Source organism: Saccharothrix saharensis (genome assembly GCF_006716745.1).
Classification (GTDB): domain Bacteria; phylum Actinomycetota; class Actinomycetes; order Mycobacteriales; family Pseudonocardiaceae; genus Actinosynnema; species Actinosynnema saharense.
This window is the reverse complement of record NZ_VFPP01000001.1, coordinates 7,179,738-7,200,501: the sequence shown is the minus strand read 5'-3', so window position 1 is coordinate 7,200,501 and position 20,764 is coordinate 7,179,738. Positions and strand designations below refer to the sequence as shown.

General features: G+C 72.1%; 19 protein-coding genes. 7 read left to right on the top strand and 12 right to left on the bottom strand.

All coding sequences use genetic code 11. The annotated features are described in order from the left end of the window. Positions 1-43 precede the first annotated feature (43 nt). From tal to FHX81_RS32975, 6 genes are all read left to right on the top strand, one after another. Positions 44-1,156 (top strand): transaldolase, encoded by a 1,113-nt coding sequence (gene tal, locus FHX81_RS33000; protein ID WP_141982440.1) that lies wholly within the window; start codon positions 44-46, stop codon positions 1,154-1,156. 25 nt (positions 1,157-1,181) lie between these two features. Beyond that, a complete protein-coding gene (locus tag FHX81_RS32995) occupies positions 1,182-2,798 on the top strand; it encodes a glucose-6-phosphate isomerase (RefSeq protein ID WP_141982439.1) in 1,617 nt (538 codons plus the stop codon). After that, positions 2,795-4,336, top strand: coding sequence for a glucose-6-phosphate dehydrogenase (gene zwf / locus FHX81_RS32990; RefSeq protein ID WP_425473858.1), 1,542 nt, complete (start codon positions 2,795-2,797; stop codon positions 4,334-4,336). Before FHX81_RS32995 ends, zwf begins: the two co-directional genes overlap by 4 nt. After that, on the top strand, positions 4,333-5,514 hold the full coding sequence (gene opcA, locus FHX81_RS32985; RefSeq protein ID WP_141982438.1) for a glucose-6-phosphate dehydrogenase assembly protein OpcA: 1,182 nt from the start codon (positions 4,333-4,335) through the stop codon (positions 5,512-5,514). The genes zwf and opcA overlap by 4 nt, the downstream gene beginning before the upstream one ends. Beyond that, positions 5,511-6,266, top strand: a complete 756-nt coding sequence (pgl, locus tag FHX81_RS32980) for a 6-phosphogluconolactonase (protein ID WP_141982437.1) — start codon at positions 5,511-5,513, stop codon at positions 6,264-6,266. Before opcA ends, pgl begins: the two co-directional genes overlap by 4 nt. 238 nt (positions 6,267-6,504) lie before the next feature. Further along, entirely contained in the window at positions 6,505-7,782 is a 1,278-nt protein-coding gene (locus FHX81_RS32975; RefSeq protein ID WP_246108089.1) for a sensor histidine kinase, read from the top strand. Positions 7,783-8,125: 343 nt separating this feature from the next. Here the strand turns inward: FHX81_RS32975 and FHX81_RS42700 are convergent, their stop codons facing one another. The 3 genes from FHX81_RS42700 to FHX81_RS41460 form a co-directional block, all read right to left on the bottom strand. After that, the gene (locus FHX81_RS42700) at positions 8,126-9,913 is read right to left on the bottom strand and encodes a serine/threonine-protein kinase (protein WP_141982435.1); all 1,788 of its coding nucleotides are present in this window, start codon (positions 9,911-9,913) and stop codon (positions 8,126-8,128) included. Continuing rightward, a complete protein-coding gene (locus tag FHX81_RS32965) occupies positions 9,910-10,698 on the bottom strand; it encodes a hypothetical protein (protein ID WP_246108088.1) in 789 nt (262 codons plus the stop codon). The genes FHX81_RS42700 and FHX81_RS32965 overlap by 4 nt, the downstream gene beginning before the upstream one ends. Before the next feature lie 226 nt (positions 10,699-10,924). Further along, positions 10,925-11,272 carry a hypothetical protein gene (locus FHX81_RS41460; RefSeq protein WP_211363623.1) on the bottom strand — a complete coding sequence of 116 codons (348 nt, stop codon included), beginning with the start codon at positions 11,270-11,272 and terminating at the stop codon, positions 10,925-10,927. A 10-nt stretch (positions 11,273-11,282) separates the two neighbouring features. Here FHX81_RS41460 and FHX81_RS32955 point away from each other — a divergent pair, with 10 nt between their 5' ends. Continuing rightward, on the top strand, positions 11,283-11,660 hold the full coding sequence (locus FHX81_RS32955) for a hypothetical protein (protein ID WP_246108087.1): 378 nt from the start codon (positions 11,283-11,285) through the stop codon (positions 11,658-11,660). Between the two features lie 81 nt (positions 11,661-11,741). On the opposite strand, the gene FHX81_RS32950 is transcribed toward FHX81_RS32955, so the two are convergent. The 9 genes from FHX81_RS32950 to uvrC all read right to left on the bottom strand — a co-directional run bounded on the left by FHX81_RS32950 (position 11,742) and on the right by uvrC (position 20,694). Then, on the bottom strand, positions 11,742-12,086 hold the full coding sequence (locus tag FHX81_RS32950; protein ID WP_015103628.1) for an RNA polymerase-binding protein RbpA: 345 nt from the start codon (positions 12,084-12,086) through the stop codon (positions 11,742-11,744). Between the two features lie 74 nt (positions 12,087-12,160). Beyond that, a complete protein-coding gene (secG, locus tag FHX81_RS32945) occupies positions 12,161-12,394 on the bottom strand; it encodes a preprotein translocase subunit SecG (RefSeq protein WP_141982433.1) in 234 nt (77 codons plus the stop codon). Between the two features lie 90 nt (positions 12,395-12,484). Further along, positions 12,485-13,273: a triose-phosphate isomerase gene (gene tpiA / locus FHX81_RS32940; RefSeq protein WP_141982432.1), complete on the bottom strand. Its 789-nt coding sequence runs from the start codon at positions 13,271-13,273 to the stop codon at positions 12,485-12,487. Further along, on the bottom strand, positions 13,273-14,436 hold the full coding sequence (locus FHX81_RS32935) for a phosphoglycerate kinase (protein WP_141982431.1): 1,164 nt from the start codon (positions 14,434-14,436) through the stop codon (positions 13,273-13,275). The genes tpiA and FHX81_RS32935 overlap by 1 nt, the downstream gene beginning before the upstream one ends. Positions 14,437-14,458: 22 nt before the next feature. Further along, positions 14,459-15,463, bottom strand: a complete 1,005-nt coding sequence (gene gap / locus FHX81_RS32930) for a type I glyceraldehyde-3-phosphate dehydrogenase (RefSeq protein WP_073894620.1) — start codon at positions 15,461-15,463, stop codon at positions 14,459-14,461. Between the two features lie 398 nt (positions 15,464-15,861). Continuing rightward, positions 15,862-16,848, bottom strand: a complete 987-nt coding sequence (whiA, locus tag FHX81_RS32925) for a DNA-binding protein WhiA (RefSeq protein WP_053721404.1) — start codon at positions 16,846-16,848, stop codon at positions 15,862-15,864. Then, entirely contained in the window at positions 16,839-17,870 is a 1,032-nt protein-coding gene (locus FHX81_RS32920; protein WP_141982430.1) for a gluconeogenesis factor YvcK family protein, read from the bottom strand. The genes whiA and FHX81_RS32920 overlap by 10 nt, the downstream gene beginning before the upstream one ends. Then, entirely contained in the window at positions 17,867-18,724 is an 858-nt protein-coding gene (gene rapZ / locus FHX81_RS32915; protein WP_170232487.1) for an RNase adapter RapZ, read from the bottom strand. Before rapZ ends, FHX81_RS32920 begins: the two co-directional genes overlap by 4 nt. Before the next feature lie 26 nt (positions 18,725-18,750). Continuing rightward, positions 18,751-20,694 (bottom strand): excinuclease ABC subunit UvrC, encoded by a 1,944-nt coding sequence (gene uvrC, locus FHX81_RS32910; protein ID WP_141982428.1) that lies wholly within the window; start codon positions 20,692-20,694, stop codon positions 18,751-18,753. Positions 20,695-20,764: the final 70 nt, after the last annotated feature.

The following is a 20,764-nucleotide window of genomic DNA, read 5'->3' as shown; positions in this document are numbered from 1 at the left end:
ACCCCGGACCGCTGGACCCAGACCTCTCAGGGAGTTGGAAGAGATGAGCACCAATCCGCTGGCCGCGCTCAGCGACGCGGGCGTGTCGATCTGGCTGGACGACCTGTCCCGGGAGCGGCTGAACACCGGCAACCTGGCCGGCCTGATCGCCGACCAGCACGTCGTCGGCGTCACCACGAACCCGACGATCTTCGCCACGGCCCTGTCCAACGGCTCGGTCTACGACGAGCAGGTGCGCGAGCTGGCCGCCCGCGGCGCCGACACCGACGCCGCCGTGCGCGAGATCACCACCACGGACGTGCGCAACGCGTGCGACCTGTTCCGCGACCTCTACACCGCCACCGACGGCGTCGACGGCCGCGTGTCGATCGAGGTCGACCCGCGGCTGGCCAACGACACCGAGGCCACCGTCGCCGAGGCGCTCGACCTGGCCAAGGCCGTGGACCGGCCGAACCTGCTGGTGAAGATCCCGGCCACGGTCGAGGGCCTGCCCGCGATCACCCGGGTGCTCGCCGAGGGCATCAGCGTGAACGTGACGCTGATCTTCTCCGTCGAGCGGTACCGGCACGTGATGGAGGCGTTCGTCGCAGGCCTGGAGCAGGCCAAGGCCAACGGCCACGACCTGCGCGGCATCCACTCCGTGGCGTCGTTCTTCGTGTCCCGGGTGGACACCGAGATCGACAAGCGGCTGGACGCGCTGGGCACGCCCGCCGCCGCCGGGCTGCGCGGCAAGGCGGCCATCGCGAACGCGGTGCTGGCCTACGCGGCGTACCAGGAGGTGTTCCGGGGCGAGCGCTGGGAGGCGCTGGCCGCCGCGGGCGCCCGCGCGCAGCGTCCACTGTGGGCGTCCACCGGCGTGAAGGACCCGCAGTACTCCGACACCCGGTACGTCGACCAGCTCGTGGTGGCCGACACGGTCAACACGATGCCGGAGAAGACGCTGCACGCGGTCGCCGATCACGGCAAGATCGAGGGCGACAAGGTCACCGGCCGCGCGGCCGAGGCGCAGGAGGTCTTCGACGCGCTGGTCGAGGTCGGCATCGACCTCGACGACGTGTTCGTCGCGCTCGAGACCGAGGGCGTCGACAAGTTCGAGAAGTCGTGGGCCGAACTGCTCGACACGGTGACCGGACAGCTGAACCAGGCCAAGGGCTGAGAGCCGAGAACGGGACAGGACTGACATGACCGAGGTGATCTCCGTGGAGATCGTCCGCACGCCCAACCAGAACCAGGTCGACACCGTGATCGGCGACCTGGTCCGGGATTCGGCTCCGAGCAGGCTCACCGCGGGGGACGCCACCCTGTGGGGTGCCGACGCGGAGCCGGAGGCGTCGATCCGCCTGGCGTGGACCACGCTGCACGAGACGTCCCGCCCGCTGGTCGCGGAGATCACCGCGCTGCGCGACGAGCTGCTCGCCGAAGGCGTGGACCGCGTGGTCCTCGCCGGCATGGGCGGCTCGTCGCTGGCGCCCGAGGTGATCACCGGCACCGCCGGCGTGCCGCTGGTGGTGCTCGACACCACCGACCCCGGCCAGGTGGCCGAGGCGCTGGCCGGCGATCTGGAGCGCACCGTCGTGGTGGTGTCGTCCAAGTCGGGCGGCACCGTCGAGACCGACAGCCACCGGCGGATCTTCGAGGCCGCGTTCACCGCGGCGGGCGTCGACGCGGCGTCGCGCATCGTCGTGGTGACCGACCCGGGCTCCCCGCTGGAGGCGGCGTCCCGGGAAGCCGGCTACCGCAAGGTGTTCCTGGCCGACCCGCACGTGGGCGGCCGGTACTCGGCGCTGACCGCGTTCGGCCTGGTGCCCTCGGGCCTGGCCGGCGCGGACGTCGGCAAGCTGCTCGACGAGGCGGCGTCGGCCGCGCCGCTGGTGTCGGCCGACTCGCCGGACAACCCGGCGGTGGTGCTGGCGGCCACGTTCGCGGTCGCGCACGCGCACGGCGCGGAGAAGATCGTGTTCGCCGACACCGGCTCGGGCATCGTCGGGTTCGGCGACTGGGCCGAGCAGCTGATCGCCGAGTCGACCGGCAAGAACGGCACCGGCCTGCTGCCCGTGGTGGTCGAGGGTCCGGGCGCGCCCGGTTTCGTGGACGCCCGCACGGACGCCACGACCGTCGCGATCGGACCGGCCACCGGCTCCTCGACGCTGTCGGTCGAGGGCACGCTCGGCGCGCAGTTCCTGGTCTGGGAGTACGCGACGGCGCTGGTGGGCCGGGTGCTGGAGATCAACCCGTTCGACCAGCCCGACGTCGAGGCGGCGAAGAAGGCGGCCCGGTCCCTGTTGGACTCCCCCGCCGCGTCCTCGACCGAACCGGCCTTCGTGGACGGTCCGATCGAGGCCTACCCCAGCGAGGGCTGGCTGCCGTCGGACGTCAAGACCGTCGCCGAGGCGTTGCGGGCGCTCGTCGCCGCCGCGCCCGAGCACGGCTACCTGTCCGTGCAGGCCTACCTCGACCGGATCGACGACGCGTCGTTCGCCCTCGTTCGCCCGGAGTTGGCGCAGCGTTCACACCTGCAGACCACGTTCGGGTGGGGACCGCGGTTCCTGCACTCGACCGGCCAGTACCACAAGGGCGGTCACCAGAACGGCGTGTTCCTGCAGCTGACCGGGGCGTCCGAGCAGAACCTGGACGTGCCGGGCCGGCCGTACGACCTGAGCACGTTGCAGCTCGCGCAGGCGCTGGGCGACGGGCAGGTGCTGGCCGAGCGCGGGCGACCGGTGCTGCGGCTGCACCTGACCGACCGCGTCGCCGGGCTCGCGCAGCTCGTGGAAGCGATCCAGGAGGACGGTTCGTGACGGCGTCCATCAAGCGCAACCCGTTGCGCGACGCGCGGGACAAGCGGCTGCCGCGCATCGCCGGGCCCTCCGGCCTGGTGATCTTCGGCGTGACCGGTGACCTGTCGCGCAAGAAGCTCATGCCCGCCATCTACGACCTGGCCAACCGCGGCCTGCTGCCGCCGGGCTTCGCGCTCGTCGGCTTCGCCCGCCGCGACTGGGCCGACCAGGACTTCATGCAGGTGGTGCACGAGGCCGTCAAGGAGCACGCGCGCACGCCGTTCCGGCAGGAGGTCTGGGACCAGCTCGCCGAGGGCATCCGCTTCGTGCAGGGCACCTTCGACGACGACGCCGCGTTCGACTCGCTCGCCGCGACGCTGTCCGACCTGGACCGCGAGCGCGGCACCGGCGGCAACCACGCGTTCTACCTGTCGGTGCCGCCCAGCGCGTTCACCACGGTGGTCAACCAGCTCAAGCGCGCCGGCCTGGCCACCCCGCCCACCGACAGCCCCGACCAGTGGCGGCGGGTGGTCATCGAGAAGCCGTTCGGCCACGACCTGGCCAGCGCCAAGCAGCTCAACAAGACCGTCAACGACGTCTTCCCCGAGGAGTCGGTGTTCCGCATCGACCACTACCTCGGCAAGGAGACGGTGCAGAACATCCTGGCGCTGCGCTTCGCCAACCAGCTCTACGAGCCCATCTGGAACGCCAACTACGTCGACCACGTGCAGATCACCATGGCCGAGGACATCGGCCTCGGCGGTCGCGCGGGCTACTACGACGGCATCGGCGCGGCGCGTGACGTGATCCAGAACCACCTGCTCCAGCTGCTCGCGCTCACCGCGATGGAGGAGCCGGTGTCGTTCCGGCCGAGCGACCTGCGCGCGGAGAAGGTCAAGGTGCTCTCCGCGACCCGGACGATCGGGCCGTTCGACGAGACCACCGCCCGCGGCCAGTACACCGGCGGCTGGCAGGGCGGGCAGAAGGTGCCCGGCCTGCTGGAGGAGGGCGGGTTCGCCAAGGACTCGGTCACCGAGACCTACGCGGCCATCACGTGCGAGGTGAACACGCGCCGCTGGGCGGGCGTGCCGTTCTACCTGCGCACCGGCAAGCGCCTGGGCCGCCGCGTCACCGAGGTGGCCGTGGTGTTCAAGCGGGCGCCGCACCTGCCGTTCGACGACACCTCCACCGAGGAGCTGGGGCAGAACGCCCTGGTGGTGCGGGTGCAGCCGGACGAGGGCGTGACCATCCGGTTCGGGTCCAAGGTGCCCGGCAACTCGATGGAGGTCCGGGACGTCACGATGGACTTCGGCTACGGCCACGCGTTCACCGAGTCCTCCCCCGAGGCCTACGAGCGGCTGCTGCTGGACGTGCTGCTGGGCGAGCCGTCGCTGTTCCCGAAGAACGACGAGGTCGAGCTGTCGTGGGAGATCCTCGACCCCGTGATCAAGCACTGGAGCGCCACCGGCGCGCCGGAGAAGTACAAGGCAGGCACCTGGGGGCCGGCGTCGGCGGACGAGATGCTGGCCCGCACCGGCAGGCACTGGAGGCGTCCGTGATCATCGACCTGCCCTCGACCACCACGTCGCAGGTCAACAGCAAGCTCGTGCGGCTGCGCGAGGAAGGTGGCGCGGTCACCCTCGGCCGGGTGCTGACGCTGGTCATCGTGACCGACGACGGCACCAAGACCGAAGAGGCGATCGACGCGGCCAACGACGCCAGCCGCGAGCACCCGTGCCGCGTGATCGTGGTGGCGCGCGGTGCCCGCAAGGCCGCGCCCCGGCTCGACGCGCAGATCCGCGTCGGCGGTGACGCGGGTGCGTCCGAGGTCATCGTGCTGCGCCTGTACGGCGAGCTGGCCAACGAGGGCGCTTCGTGCGTCGTGCCGCTGCTGCTGCCGGACACCCCGGTGGTGGCGTGGTGGCCGAACGAGGCCCCCGCCGTGCCCGCGGAGGACCCGATCGGTCAGCTCGCGCAGCGCCGGATCACCGACGCGGCGGCCGAGAAGAACCCGATCAAGGCGTTGGAGCAGCGCCGCACCGGTTACACGCCCGGTGACACGGACCTGGCGTGGACGCGGTTGACGCTGTGGCGGGCGATGCTCGCGTCGGCGTTCGACCTGCCGCCGTACGAGAAGGTCACCGAGGCCGAGGTGAGCGGGGAGAGCGACTCGCCGTCGACCGACCTGCTGGCCGCGTGGCTCGCCGGGTGCCTGCGGGTCCCCGTGAAGCGGGCCCGGGCCACGCGCGGCGAGGGCATCGTGGACGTGCGGCTGGAGCGCCGGTCCGGCGTGGTGGAGCTGTCCCGCCCGGACGGCAAGGTCGGCACGTTGACGCAGCCGGGCCAGCCGGAGCGGCGGGTGGCGTTGCAGCGCCGGCAGGTCAGGGACTGCCTGGCCGAGGAGCTGCGCCGGCTCGACCCGGACGAGGTGTACGAGGCGGCGTTGCGGTCGCTGGGCAAGGTGGTGCGCGGTCGGACGCCGACCAAGACCGCCGCCGCACCCCGCAAGCCCGCGCGTGCCACGTCCGCTGCCGGCAAGGCGAAGTCCGACGGTGACGCCGGCGCTTCGGCTCCGGCCTCGGCTCCGGGTTCGGTGGACGGCAAGGTGGACGGCAAGCCCGCGAAGGCACCGGCGAAGACCGCCGGTGCGAAGGCTTCGGCGGCCAAGGCGTCGACCCCGAAGTCCTCGGCTCCCAAGGCGGCCGCGAAGGCGACGAAGGCGAAGGCGGGCTCGTGAGCCGTCCCGAGGTGGTGGTGCACCGTGACGGCGAGCTGCTCGCCGCCGCCACGGCCGCCCGCCTGGTGACCAGCCTGGTCGACGCGCAGGCCGCGCGCGGGTCGGCGTCGCTGGTGCTCACCGGCGGGCGGACCGGCATCGCCGTGCTGGAGCACCTGCGCGCCACGCCCGCCCGCGACGCGGTGGACTGGAGCCGGGTCGACCTGTACTGGGGCGACGAGCGGTTCCTGCCCTCCGGGCACCCCGAGCGCAACGAGACCCAGGCGCGGGAGGCGTTGCTGGACCACGTGCCGGTGCCCGCCGGGCGCGTGCACGTGATGGAGCCGTCGGACGGGCGGTTCGGCGACGACCCGGAGGCGGCCGCCGCGGCGTACGCCGACGTGCTCGCCGCCGCGGGCCCGGACGGGTCCGTGCCGTCGTTCGACGTGTGCCTGCTCGGTGTCGGGGAGGAGGGGCACGTGGCCTCGATCTTCCCCGGGTCCCCGGCGGTGCGGGAGCGGGAGCGCCCGGTCGTCGCGGTGCGCGACTGCCCGAAGCCGCCGCCGACCCGGGTGAGCCTCACCCTGCCCGCGATCCGCGCGGCGCGGGAGGTGTGGCTGATCACGACCGGCGCGGCGAAGGCCGCCGCCGTGGCCACCGGCCTGACCGACGAGGACGAGGTTCGGCTGCCCGCCGCCGGCGCGCGCGGTCTGCGGCGCACGCTGTGGCTGCTCGACACGGCGGCCGCCGCCGAGGTGCCGGCCACCCCCTGACCGTCCCGCGCGATCCACTGCCGCCGTCGCCCACCCCGGGCACGGCGGCAGTTGACGTTCCCGGGGTGACTTCGCGCACTCGTCGTCGGCAGCCACGCACGTTGTCCGCTGACCGGACGTTCGCGCTCGCAATTTTGTGCGGCGCCGGCCGTCCCTTTCGGGTAGTCAGAGCATCTCGAAGGGTGAGCGGGCGGGATCGACGCACGTCGGGGCGGAAAGGCGGGTCATGCCAAGCGCGATGACAGCGCAGTACGGTGAGGACCGGCGGATAGCTGACACAGGAGGTCGGACCCTGGCCGGCAACGCTGTCGAGAGGCTGCCGAGCGGTCGGGTCAACGGCGTTCCGACCGAACGGGTGCGGCGTGCTGCCTTCGCCGGGTCGTTCGGGCGGGTGCTCGGTCGGCTGTCCGGGCGGCACCGGCGGCTGGCGTTCGACGTGGCGGCCGTCGGCATCGCGGCGCTGGACGTGTGGCTGCGGGTCGTGCCCGAGGCCGAGGGGTACAACTACGTGCTGTCGGCCATCTCGGTGGCCGCCGTGGCGTTGTGCCGGCGGTTCCCGTTCCTGGTCGTGCTGATCACCGTGCCCGGGTTCCTGGCGGGGTGGGCGCAGTTGGCGGCGATGATCGCGCTCGGGGTGCTGGCGCGGCAGAAGCTGCTGTCGGCGCAGACCTACGTCGGTGCCGCGCTGGTGTGGCTGAGCCGGTTCTTCGTGTGGCCGCCGGAGGAGTTCCTGGGGCTGGACTGGAAGACGCACGTGCACAACGCGATCTACGGGTGCATCGTCGCGGGGATGCCGATCGCGATCGGGTTGCTGGCGCACGCGCGGGAGGAGTTGTCGGCGCGGATCTCCGAACTGGCCGCGAGCCGGGAGCGGGAACGGATGCTGCACGCCCACGCGGTGCGGGCGGACGAGCGGGCGCGGTTGGCGCGGGAGATGCACGACGTCGTGTCGCACCAGGTGAGCTTGATCGCGATGCAGGCGGGTGCGCTGCGCGTGGCGGCGGCCGATCCGAACGCCAAGCAGGTCGCCGGGACGATCCGGATGTTGAGCACGAGGACGTTGGACGAGCTGCGGCAACTGGTGAGCGTGTTGCGGACGACCAACGGCGACGACTCACCCCAGCCGCGCATCGAGGACCTGGCGCAGTTGGTGAGCTCGGCGGGCATTCCGGCGACGCTGACCGTGCAGGGCCCGGTGGCCGACCTGCCGGCCCCGGTGTCGGGCGCGGCGTACCGGACGGTGCAGGAGGCGTTGACGAACGTGCGCAAGCACGCGTGCGGCGCCCCGACCGCCGTGGTGGTGGTCGCGGATGCCGATCAGTTGCGGGTGGAGGTGCGCAACGACGCTCCGGAGGGGTCGGTGGACGGCGTGACGCTGCCCAGCGGCGGTCATGGCCTGGTGGGGCTGCGGGAGCGTGCCGCGCTGCTGGACGGCGAACTCGAAGCCGGCCCGACGGACAGCGGCGGCTTCGCCGTCAAGGTCACGTTCCCCCTGGTCAGAACTCTGGAACCCTGACCCACCCCGTCCCCTACCGGGTGAACCTGGGTCTGCCATCGACCAAAACGCCGTTATCCCGAATCTCGAACGTCGGTTGAAACAACGAGGACCGCCACCCGACCCCCGCCCCACGGCTCCCGAGTTCCCGCTCACCCCGACGCCACCACCGCCAGCCGCCAACTCGGAGCCCAGTCACCAGCCCCCGCCGGCCCATCGCTACCCGCCAGTCACCGCCGACCAGCGCCGCCGGCCGTCAGCGACCGCCAGCCGCCGCCAGCCGCGGGCGCAGCCAACCTCCAGCAGACCGCGCGCCGTCAACGCAGAGCCGGCCGTCAGCCCAACGCCCGCGGCGAGCCGGCCGTCAGCGCAACGCCGAACGCCGAGCCACCACCGCCGTGCACACCGCCGCCACCGCACCCAGCCCACCGCACACGAGCGCCGGCCACAGGTCGGGTGCGTGACGCAGCAGCACGGACGGCAGGAGCCACACCGCCACGCCGAGCCCGAACCCCAGAGGTGCCGCCACGACCACCGAGCCCGAGCCCGAGCCGGTGCCTGCCGGACGCCGCCGCAGCGATCGCAGGATCGACTCGAGGTACGCGAGCGTGAACAGCAGCAGCACCGCGCTCCCCGCGCCCATGATGCTGATCATCGGGTGGGCGAGTGGCTGGAGGGAGTAGTCGGTGGACTGGCCGTCGGACGTCACCGTCGCCACCGCCGCACCGCCGACGATCCACCGGCTCGCGCCCGGCAGTTCGAAGGTCAGCGGGGACGTCTCAGGGACGGACGTCCCGGCGGTGGACGTCCCGGGTGTGGGGGTGTCGGGGGATGTGGGTGTGGTGGTGACGGCGGGGACGTCGGCCAGGGTGATGCCGGCGGCGGTCACGGTCAGGTGGGCGGTGGTGGGGTCGCCGTGGCCCAGGGTGAGGGGTTTGGTCAGGTCGGCCGTGTGGATCGGCAGGTCGCGGGCCGGGACGGTGAAAGGGAGGGCGAGCAGCAGGGCCGCGGTCAGGGCGGCGGTCAGGGCCGGCCGGCGGGTGGGTTTGGGGGTGGTCAGGAGCTGGGAGGCGGGGACGAGGGGTTCCGCGCCCAGGTGCACCGGCGGCGGTGGGGTGTCGGTGAGGGTGGCGCGGACGGGGATGTCGAGGGTCTCCCGGGGGTGGGCGTGGCCGGGAGGAGGGAGGCCGGGGGTGGTGAGGGTGGACGAGGGGGCGCCGGGGATCGGAACGGTCGATGGCGCGGGTCCGGGGCGGGTGGTGGCGGCGGCGACGTGCGGGGTCAGGTGGATCGGGGTGCCCAGGCGCAGCAGCCAGTCCCGGCCGAAGACCTCGGCGGCGGCAGCGGCCAGGTCGACGGCGAAGGTTTCCGCGTTGCGGTAGCGGGACGCGGGGTCGCGTTCAATGCCCCGCATGATCACTCCGGCGAGTGGATCAGGTACCTCGATCAGGGGACGGGGTTGGTGGTAGACGTGACGCTGGATCATCGCCAGCGCCCCACCCCCGCTGTCGAACGGCAACCGGCCGCTCAGCAGCTCGTACAGCACCGTCGCCGCACCGTAGACGTCGGCCGCCGGGCTCAGCGGGTTGCCCAACGCCTGCTCCGGGGCCAGGTAAGCGGGCGTCCCGAGCACCTGCCCGCCGTGCGTCACGAGCGTCGCGCCCTCGCTCACCACCTGCGAGATCCCGAAATCGGCGACCTTCAACACCCCGCCGGCGGTGAACAGCAGGTTCTTCGGCTTCACGTCCAGGTGCAGCACCCCGGCCTCGTGCGCCGCGTGCAACCCGGACAGCATCGCCAACCCGTAAGCACACGACATCGCGGGCGTGACACCTGAACCGGTGAACTTCGACCACACCGTGCCACCGTCGAGCTTCTCCATCACCAGCAGGTGCTCGCCGCGGTCCTGGACGTAGTCGTACACCGGCACGATGTGCGGGTGGTCGAGCCGCGCCAGCAGCCGCGCCTCGTGCGCGAAACGGGCGCTCATCCGCTCGTCCGAAGCGAGCACGCCGGGCAGCCGCTTCACCGCCACCGCCCGCCCCAGGGGCCGGTGCACGGCCGCGTACACCACACCCATCCCCCCGCGCCCGACCTCGGCGCCGAGGTCGTACTGCGGCAGCGCCGCGACCACGTTCGCCGACACCGTCACGCCACACCGCCGGGCAACGGCCGCGTGATGCGCTGCGTGCTCTCGGGGTCGAGGGGGAAGTCGTCCACGTCCGGGTGCGGTGTCAGGTAGCCGAGGGCGAACGCGGCCGCCGCCGCGCCGAGGATGAACGGGATCTCCGCGGCGGGTGACGGCGGCATGATCCGCAGCACGGACAGCGAGATGACCGCGACGAGCCCGGTGCCGACACCGGCGGGCAGGAACCGCATGGCCCGCTGCCACCGGTTCGCGGGCAGTCGCCGGCGGGCCAGCGCGACGAGCGCCCCGGTCCACGCCAGCGCCGTCAGCCCGAACACGGCCAACCCGAACACCCCGTACACCGACCACATCGACCCGCGGACGTCACCGGTGACGCCGATCGACGCGACCAGTTCCCGGTTGGTGTCGAGCACCTCCAGCTCGGTGGGCAGCAGGCCGGTCGCCTGTCCGCCGAGCTGCCCGAGGTCGAGCACGAACCCGCGGGTGACGCTCTGCTTCGCCGGCACGTCGAACGGCACGGTCGTGTCGTAGGAGAAGAACGTCAGCGCCAGCGCCGTGCCGGACAGCCGGATCGTCTTGATGTGCCGCACCGTGTTCGTTCCGTTGTGGACGGTCACGGTGATGAGGGAGGAGCGGGCCGGGTCGAGCAGCAGCTCGTCCTCGCCGACCGGGGTGCCGTCCACCGTGGCGTCGAGGGTGACCGCGTCCTCGGCGGCGTGGGCGGGGACGACGCCGAGGAAGATCCCGCACAGGAGCAGTAAACCGACGCTGCTCATAATGCGTCTCACAAGGGCACCTCGTCGGTGGGTAGCGGACTGGTCCGGGAGTCGGAATGCGATCGGCAGGAACACTAGCTCTACTCGGTGCCTTGACGTGTGCCGTTACGGCGCTTGTAGCGGCACCGGTATCGGCGCGGCAGCAGGGCGTCGCGACGGCGAACCCGGATTCGGGTCCGCCGGGGAGCTCGTTCACGGTGAGCTGGACCGGCGTGTACCTCGACCCGGACTGCTCGGACTACACCGTGCGGATCCTCTGGGACGGCGGCACGGTGATCGGCAGCGGCCGGCACTCGGGGCGCGGTGCGGGCTCGGCGTCGGCGACGGTGCCGGCGAACGCCGGTGTGGGCGGGCACCGGGTCACGGCGCGGCCGGTGTGCGCGGCGACGTCGAACCCGTCGGACAGCTTCACGGTGACGCCGAGGCCGACCACGACCACCACCGCTCCCCCGGTCACCACGACCACCACCGCTCCGGTGACCACGACGACCACCACGCGCCCGCCGACGACCACCACTACGACCCGACCGACGACCACGACCACCACTACGACCACGACGACGACGGACAGCTCCGCGCCGGCCACGAGCACGACCGTGACGCCGTACGACGGTGACGGGGCGTTGACGTTGGACAAGGACAACATCCAGCCGGGTGACCCGTTGACCGCCACGGGCACGGGCTGCGACCCGGGTTCGCCGGTGCGGCTCAGCGCGTTGGGCGAGGACGTCGGCACGGCGATCGCGAACGACTCGGGCACGTTCAGCACGAGGGTCGAGTTCACCATGATCCAGCCGGGTCGCCACGTGATCCGGGCCGACTGCGGTGTGGTGCTGGTGGGCAGCGTGGACGTGGCGTTGACCAGTTCCACGGGCGGCTCGTCGTCCACCCTGGTGGTCCTGGTGTTCTTCGTGCTGGTGGGCGCGATCCTGGTCCGGCGCCAGTTCGCGGGCCTGTTCGCCAAGCGCGGTTAGGTCGGCGAGCGCGGCCTGGACGTGCGACGGCCCCCGCGGGAGTTCCGCGGGGGCCGTCGTGCCGTTGTCGCCAGAGCCTGACTAGGGCTCTTCGCGCTGCTTGCGCAGCTTGGTGAGCGCCTCTTCGAGGATCGCTTCACCGTCCGCGTCGGAGCGCCGCTCCTTCACGTACGCCAGGTGCGTCTTGTACGGCTCGTTGCGCGGCGGAGCAGGTGGAGCCTGCTCGTCGCGCCCGGCCGGCAGACCGCACCGGGGGCAGTCCCAGTTCTCCGGGATCTCGGCTTCGACCGCGAACGACGGCCGAGACTCGTGCGCGTTCGCGCACCAGTACGACACCCGACGTCGGGGCGCGGACTCGCCGCGCTCCGATTCGCCCATCGGGCCTGCGCCGACGCGGGTACCGCGAATCGCGTTACCACCAGCCATCGACCCTCACACCCCCACCACGTGGTTTCCCTGTGTCCGTGTCGGCCGACGCCGCCGGCGCCCGCCGACCTGTGTCAGTTGACCTTCATCAACAGCCCGATGCCCACGATGGCGATGACCCAGATCGCGCCGACGAACAACGTCAGCCGGTCGAGGTTCTTCTCCACCACGCTGGAACCGGACAGGCTGGACTGCATACCGCCGCCGAACAACGAGGAAAGACCGCCGCCGCGCCCGCGGTGCAGGAGCACGAGCAGGATCAGCAGCAGACTGGAGACGATCAACAGGATCTGCAGGAACAGGATCATTTCTTCCTCGCTGTCAGGCAGGTGACGCCACAGAGTACCCGGTCGACTGCCGACCGTGGACCACCGCGGGTAAGGTGCGTGTCAATCACATCAGGGTAGAGGGCCACCCGCGGCGAGCGCGCACAGCTTGGCGAACTCGTCCGCATCCAGGCTCGCACCACCCACAAGGGCGCCGTCGACGTCCTTCTGCGCGATCAACTCGGCGATGTTGCCCGACTTGACCGAGCCGCCGTAAAGCACTCGAACGGCCGAAGCGACGTCCTCGCCGTACAGCTCGGCGAGCTTGACCCGGATGGCCGCGCAGACCTCCTGCGCGTCGGCCGACGAGGCGACCTTGCCGGTGCCGATCGCCCACACCGGCTCGTAGGCCACGACGACGTCGCGCACCTGCTCGGCGGTGAGGCCCTTGAGACCGGCGACGAGCTGCTCGGTGCAGTGCTCGACGTGCCCGCCTGCCTCGCGCACGTCCACCTGCTCGCCGAGGCAGAAGATGGGCGTGATGCCGTGCTTGAGGGCGGCCTTGACCTTCTTGTTGACGGTCGCGTCGTCCTCGTTGTGGTACTCGCGGCGCTCGGAGTGGCCCACGGTGACGTAGGAGCAGCCGAGCTTGGCGAGCATCGGGCCGGACACGTCTCCGGTGTAGGCGCCCGAGTCGTGCGGCGAGAGGTCCTGCGCGCCGTACTTGAGCAGCAGCTTGTCGCCGTCGACGAGGGTCTGGATGGACCGGATGTCGACGAACGGCGGCAGCACGGCCACCTCGACCTTGGCGAAGTACTTCTCCGGCAGGGAGAAGGCGATCTTCTGCACCAGGGCGATGGCCTCGAGGTGGTTGAGGTTCATCTTCCAGTTGCCCGCGATGAGGGGCTGACGCTGGGCCATCACGCCTCCAACACAGACACGCCGGGCAGTTCCTTGCCCTCCAGGTACTCCAGGGACGCCCCACCGCCGGTGGAGATGTGCGAGAACCCGTCCTCGGGCAGGCCCAGCGCACGCACGGCCGCGGCCGAGTCGCCGCCGCCGACCACGGTGAACGCGTCGCTCTTGACCAGCGCCTCGGCCACCGCGCGGGTGCCGCCGGAGAAGGCCTCGAACTCGAACACGCCCATGGGGCCGTTCCAGAACACGGTCTTGGCGTCGGCGAGCTTCGACGCGAACAGCTCACGGGTCTTCGGCCCGATGTCCAGCCCCTGCCGGTCGGCGGGGATGGCGTCGGTGGCGACGACCTCGTGCTGCGCGTCGGGCGCGAAGTCGACGGCGGCCAGCACGTCGACCGGGAGCACGAGCTCGACGCCGCGCTTCTCGGCCTCGGCGAGGAAGCCGCGGACCTGGTCGAGCTGGTCGGACTGGAGCAGCGAGCCGCCGACCTCGTGGCCCTGTGCCTTGAGGAAGGTGTAGGCCATGCCGCCGCCGATGAGGAGCCGGTCGACCTTGGTGAGCAGGTTCGCGATGACGCCGAGCTTGTCGGAGACCTTCGCGCCGCCGAGGACGACGACGTAGGGCCGCTGGGTGTCGTCGGTGAGCTTGCGCAGCACCTCGACCTCGGCCAGCACGAGGCCGCCCGCGTAGTGCGGGAGCTTCTCGGCCACGTCGTAGACGGACGCCTGCTTGCGGTGCACGACGCCGAAGCCGTCGGAGACGAACGCGTCGGCCTTGGCGGCCAGCTCGTCGGCGAGGGCGGCGCGCTCGGCGTCGTCCTTGCTGGTCTCGCGGGCGTCGAAGCGGATGTTCTCCAGCAGCACGACGGTGCCGTCACCGGCGGCTTCGGTGCCGATCCCGACCGGCAGGCCGAGCAGCTCGCCGAGCCGCTTGGCCACGGGCGCGAGGGAGAACTTGGGGTCGGGCTCGCCCTTGGGGCGGCCCAGGTGGGCGGCGACCAAGACGCGGGCGCCCGCGTCCACGAGCGCCTTGAGGGTGGGGACCGACGCGCGGACGCGGCCGTCGTCGGTGATCCGGTCGCCGTCGAGGGGGACGTTCAGGTCGGCGCGCACCAGGACGCGCCGACCCGAGACACCCTCGCTGAGCAGATCGTCGAGAGTCTTCACAGCGAGTGCTCCGCCTCTTCGCTCAGAGCTTGCTGGCGACCAGGTTGACCAGGTCGGCGAGGCGGTTGGAGTAGCCCCACTCGTTGTCGTACCAGCCGACGACCTTGACCTGGTTGCCGATGACCTTGGTCAGCGGCGCGTCGTAGATGCACGACGCCGGGTCGGTGACGATGTCGGCCGACACGATCGGGTCGGTGTTGTAGCGCAGGTAGCCCTTCAGCGGGCCGTCGGCGGCGGCCTTGTAGGCGGCGTTGACCTCGTCCACGGTGACCTCGCGGCCCACGGTGACGGTCAGGTCGGTGGCCGAGCCGGTGGGCACGGGCACGCGCAGGGCGTAGCCGTCGAGCTTGCCCTTGAGCTCGGGCAGGACCAGGCCGATCGCCTTCGCGGCACCGGTGCTGGTGGGCACGATGTTCAGCGCGGCGGCACGGGCGCGGCGCAGGTCCTTGTGCGGCGCGTCCTGCAGGTTCTGGTCCTGGGTGTAGGCGTGGATCGTGGTCATGAGGCCACGCTCGATGGTGAAGCTGTCGTGCAGCACCTTGGCCAGCGGGGCCAGGCAGTTCGTGGTGCACGAGGCGTTGGAGATGACGGTCTGCGAGCCGTCGTACTGGTCGTCGTTCGCGCCCAGTACCACGGTGAGGTCCTCACCCTTGGCCGGGGCGGAGATGATGACCTTCTTCGCGCCACCCTCGTCGACGTGCTTGCGCGCGGCCGAGGCGTCGGTGAAGAAGCCGGTCGACTCCACGACGACGTCGACGCCGAGGTCCTTCCAGGGCAGCTTGCCCGGGTCGCGCTCGGCGAGGGCCTTGATGACCTTGCCGTCGACGGCGATGCCCTCGTCGGTCACGGTCACCTCACCGTCGAGGCGGCCGAGGATGGAGTCGTACTTGAGCAGGTGGGCCATGGTGTTGACGTCACCGAGGTCGTTGAAGGCGACGATCTCGATGTCGTGCCCGCTGGCCTGAACGGCGCGCCAGAAGTTGCGACCGATGCGGCCGAAACCATTGACACCTACGCGAACCGTCACGGTGAGTCTCCTCGGTACTCGACTGGCGTTTGTCCGCCAGGGGCGTGCAGTCATGGGCTGACCAGGCAGCCGAGAGTCAGCCTAGCCTCCGGCCTGCGTCCCTGGTCACGTGGACCACCAGCATCTCTTTATCGAACAAGAAAATCCAGCTTGACCGGCTTGTTACCTGACGGTAACTCGGTCCGCGGGGCTTCGTGACCCCGGAGTGCGGCTGTGGCGCGCCTGGGGCGCCCGGCGTCCCGGCTCCCAGCGTATGACTCCGGGTGGTCGGGCGCAGGCCGCGGCCGCGGTGACGCAGGGTGGCGTTCCGAGCGTTGAATTCAGGGGGCCTGAGTGTTCGACACTCGGGTCCTGAGTGTTCGACACTCGGGTCCTGAGTGTTCGACACTCGGGTGGGGTCAGACCTCGGCGTCGAGCATGTCCGCCGTCACGGCGGACTCGGTGTCGGGCATGCCCAGCTCCTTGGCCCGCTTGTCCGCCATCGCCAGCAGGCGGCGGATGCGGCCCGCGACGGCGTCCTTGGTCATCTGCGGGTCGGACAGCTGGCCCAGCTCCTCCAGGGACGCCTGGCGGTGGGCCAGCCGCAGCGCGCCCGCGGCGGCCAGGTGGTCCGGCGCCTCGGCGCCCAGGATCTCCAGCGCGCGCTGGACGCGGGCGGCGGCGGCGACGGCGGCCCGGGCCGAGCGGCGCAGGTTGGCGTCGTCGAAGTTGGCCAGGCGGTTCGCGGTGGCGCGCACCTCGCGGCGCATCCGGCGTTCCTCCCAGGCCAGCACGCTGTCGTGGGCGCCGAGCCTGGTCAGCATCGCGCCGATCGCGTCGCCGTCCCTTATCACCACGCGCTCCGCGCCGCGCACCTCGCGCGACTTCGAGCCGATGCCCATCCGGCGGGCCGCGCCGACCAGCGCCAACGCCGCCTCCGGGCCGGGGCAGGTCACCTCCATGGACGACGACCGGCCCGGCTCGGTCAGCGAGCCGTGCGCCAGGAACGCGCCACGCCACGCGGCCTCCGCGTCGCACACCCCGCCCGACACGACCGGCGCGGGCAGGCCGCGCACCGGGCGTCCGCGCGGGTCCAGCAGACCCGTCTGCCGGGCCAGGCCCTCGCCGTCCTTGACCACCCGCACCACGAACCGGGTGCCCTTGCGCAGGCCGCTGGACGTGATGGTGAACACGTCCGACTGGTGCCCGTACAGCTCGTGGATCTCGCGCCGCAGCCGCCGCGCCGTGGAACCCAGGTCCAGCTCCGCCTCGACGACCACCCGGCCGCCGACGATGTGCAGGCCGCCCGCGAACCGCAGGAGCGAGGCCACCTCCGCGCGGCGGCAGCAGGTCTTGGAGACGGCCAGCCTGCTCAGCTCGTCCTTCACCGCCGACGTCATCGCCACGGCGCCTCGCCTCCCCTGCTCGTCCGGTCTTCCTGGAGGGTTGTACTCGACGCCCCACCGGTCCCGTCACCAGGGCCGGCCAACGCCCGGGTGACGGCCGACGCCAGCGCGGTCGGGTCGTGCCGGTCCGGCGCGCCGGCCACGGCGATGGGCGCGAGGTGCGCCGCGGCGCCCAGAGCTGCGGCGGCCCTGCGCAGCCGGTCCGGCACGGGGACCGCGTCGACGTCCGCGATCACCGCGTCCACCCGCAGCGCGGGCGCGTGCTCGCACAGCACGTCCAGGTGCAGCTCCGGCGAGAAGCCGTCGGTTTCCCCCGGTTGGGGGACGAGGTTGAGCACCACGACCTTCCGCGCCGACGTGCGCACGAGCGCGTCGTGCAGCTCGGGCACGAGCAGGTGCGGCAGCACGCTGGTGAACCACGAGCCGGGCCCGAGCACCACCACGTCCGCCGCGAGCACCGCCTCCACGGCCTCCGCGCAGCCGCGCGGCGCCTCGCCCGGACCGCCGGGCCCGTGGAGCCGGATCCGCTGCACGCGTCCCGGCGTGGTGGCGATCGCGACCTGGCCGCGGATGCGGCGCACCACGTCGGCGTCGTCGTCCAGCCCGGTCACGTCCGCCTCGATCGACAACGGCTCGGTGCACATCGGCAGCACGCGCCCGCGCACGCCGAGCAGCCGTCCCGCCTCCGCCAGCACCGCGACCGGGTCGCCGAGCTGCTCCAGCAGGCCCGCCAGCACCAGGTTGCCGACCGCGTGCCCGGCGAGCGCGCCCGTGCCGCCGAAGCGGTGCTGGAACAGCGTCGCCCACAACGCGCTGGACGGGTCCGCCCCGGCCAGCGCCACCATCGCCTTGCGCAGGTCGCCGGGCGGGAGCAGGCCCAGCTCGCGGCGCAACCGCCCCGACGAGCCGCCGTCGTCCGCGACCGTCACCACGGCCGTCACGTCGTCGGTCACCCGGCGCAGGGCGGTGAGCGTGGCGTGCAGCCCGTGCCCGCCGCCCAGCGCGACCGCTGCGAAGCTCACTCGCGTCCCAGGTCCCGGTGCACGACCTTGACGGCCATGCCGTCCTCGCTGGCCAACCGGCCCGCCAGCTCCTCGGAGATGGCCACGCTGCGGTGCTTGCCGCCGGTGCAGCCCACCGCCAGGGTCAGGTACCGCTTGCCCTCGCGCCGGTAGCCGGCGCCGATCAACCGCAGCAGCTCGTGGTAGCGGTCCAGGAACTCCTCCGCGCCCTCCTGCGTGAGCACGTAGTTGCGCACGTCGCCGTCCAGGCCGGTCTGCTCCCGCAGCTCCGGGATCCAGAACGGGTTGGGCAGGAACCGCACGTCCATGACCAGGTCGGCGTCCATCGGCAGGCCGTACTTGTAGCCGAACGACAGCACGGTGACCCTGGTCCGGGTCGCCGACTCGGTGCCGAACGTGTCCTCGATCTTGGCCCGGAGCTGGTGCACCGACAGCGCCGAGGTGTCCAGCACCAGGTCGGCCTCCTCGCGCAGCGGCGTGAGCAGGATGCGCTCGGCCTCGATGCCGTCGGCCAGCCTGCCGTCGGCCTGCAGCGGGTGGCCGCGCCGCACCGACTCGAACCGCCGGATCAGCACGTCGTCGGTGGCCTCCAGGAACAGCACCTTCGGCTTGTAGCCGCGCGCGTCCAGGTCCTTGATCACCGCCGCCAGGTCCTCGGTGAACGCGCGGCTGCGCACGTCCATCACCACGGCGACCCTGGTGATGGCGCCCCTGGCCTGAGCGCCCAGCTCCACCATGGTCGCGATCAGCTCGGGCGGCAGGTTGTCCACCACGAACCAGCCCAGGTCCTCCAGGCACTTCGCGGCCGTGCTGCGGCCCGCCCCGGACAGGCCCGTCACCACAGCGACTTCGATGCCGGACTTCTCGCCGGCCGGTGCGCTCACTTGTGCTCCCCTTCGGTACCGGCCGCGCCCAGCGTCGCGTGCACGGCCTCCGCGGTGCGCCGGCCCACCCCGGGCACACCGCTGATCTCCTCGATGCTCGCCTCACGCAACTTCTTCAGTGAGCCGAAGTGCTTCAACAACGCGGCCTTGCGCGTCTGCCCCAGGCCCGGCACGTCGTCCAGCGCGGAGGTCGTCATCCGCTTGGACCGCTTCTGCCGGTGGTAGGCGATCGCGAACCGGTGCGCCTCGTCGCGCACCCGTTGCAGCAGGTAGAGCGCCTCGCTGGTGCGGGGCAGGATCACCGGGTCGGGCTCTCCGGGCACCCACACCTCCTCCAGCCGCTTCGCCAGGCCCACCACGGCCACGTCGGTGATGCCGAGCTCGGCCAAGACGTCGGAGGCTACCTGCGCCTGCGGCGCGCCGCCGTCCACGACCAGCAGGTTCGGCGCGTAGGCGAACTTGCGCGGCTTGCCGGTCTCCGGGTCGATGCCCGGTGTCGCGCCGCCCGTGTCCTTGTTGTCGCGCAGGTAGGCCTGGAACCGCCGCCGGACCACCTCGGCGATCGAGCCGACGTCGCCCTGCTCCGCGCCCTCGCGCACGGCGAACCGCCGGTACTCCGACTTGCGGGCCAGGCCGTCCTCGAACACCACCAGCGACGCCACCACGTCCGTGCCCTGCACGTGGCTGATGTCGGTGCACTCGATGCGCAGCGGCGCCGTGTCCAGGCCCAGCGCCTCCTGCAGCTCCTGCAACGCCGCCGACCGGGCCGTCAGGTCGCCAGCGCGGCGCAGCTTGTGCTGCTGGAACGCCTCCTTGGCGTTGCGCTCCACCGTCTCCATGAGCGCCCGCTTGTCGCCCCGCTGCGGCACCCGCAGCGCCACCCGGCCGCCGCGCAGCTCCGACAGCCACTTCTCGACCGCCTCGGCGTCGTCGGGCAGCTCCGGCACCAGCACCTCGCGCGGCACCGGCGCCGACTCCACCCCGCTGGCCTGCGCCGACTCGACCTGCTCGCCGTAGAACTGGGTGACGAACTGGTCGACCAGGCCGGTCACGCCGGTCTCGTCCACCTTGTCGACCACCCAGCCGCGCTGGCCGCGCACCCGGCCGCCGCGCACGTGGAAGACCTGGACCGACACCTCCAGGTCGTCCTGCGCGAACGCGACCACGTCGGCGTCCGTGCCGTCGCCGAGGACGACGGCCTGCTTCTCCAGGGCGCGCTTGAGGGCGGCCTGGTCGTCGCGCAGCCGGGCGGCCTTCTCGAACTCCAGGTCCTCGGCGGCGGCGGTCATCTCGCGTTCCAGCCGGCGCACCATCGAGTCGGTCCGGCCGGCGAGGAAGTCGCAGAAGTCCTCGACGATGTCGCGGTGCTCGTCCGCGCTGACCCGGCCGACGCACGGCGCCGAGCACTTGTCGATGTAGCCGAGCAGGCAGGGCCTGCCGATCTGGCCGTGCCGCTTGAACACGCCCGCCGAGCAGGTGCGCGCCGGGAACACCCGCAGCAGCAGGTCCAGCGTCTCGCGGATGGCCCAGGCGTGCGCGTACGGGCCGAAGTAGCGCACGCCCTTGCGGCGCGGGCCGCGGTAGACGTGCAGCCGGGGGAACTCCTCGTGCAACGTCACGGCCAGCACCGGGTACGACTTGTCGTCGCGGTAGCGGACGTTGAACCGCGGGTCGAACTCCTTGATCCAGTTGTACTCGAGCTGGAGCGCCTCGACCTCGGTACCGACGACGGTCCACTCGACGCTCGCCGCCGTGGTCACCATCTGCCGGGTGCGCGGGTGCAGCCCGGCGATGTCGGCGAAGTACGAGTTCAGGCGTTGGCGCAGGCTCTTGGCCTTGCCGACGTACACCACGCGGCCGCCCGCGTCGCGGAACTTGTAGACGCCGGGGGCTTCGGGGATGGTGCCTGTCGCAGGGCGATAGGTCGACGGATCGGCCACACGCAAAGGGTACGTGTGGGCACCGACAGGCTCGCCGGGACCGACCTGTGCCGGGTCGGCCCGGTCCGCC

Bases quoted from the DNA above. Each gene is read 5' to 3' on its own strand.
- tal (WP_141982440.1), top strand. From the start codon at position 44: ATGAGCACCAATCCGCTGGCCGCGCTCAGCGACGCGGGCGTGTCGATC.
- FHX81_RS32995 (WP_141982439.1), top strand. From the start codon at position 1,182: ATGACCGAGGTGATCTCCGTGGAGATCGTCCGCACGCCCAACCAGAAC.
- FHX81_RS32975 (WP_246108089.1), top strand. From the start codon at position 6,505: ATGACAGCGCAGTACGGTGAGGACCGGCGGATAGCTGACACAGGAGGT.
- FHX81_RS32950 (WP_015103628.1), bottom strand. From the start codon at position 12,086: ATGGCTGGTGGTAACGCGATTCGCGGTACCCGCGTCGGCGCAGGCCCG.
- secG (WP_141982433.1), bottom strand. From the start codon at position 12,394: ATGATCCTGTTCCTGCAGATCCTGTTGATCGTCTCCAGTCTGCTGCTG.
- tpiA (WP_141982432.1), bottom strand. From the start codon at position 13,273: ATGGCCCAGCGTCAGCCCCTCATCGCGGGCAACTGGAAGATGAACCTC.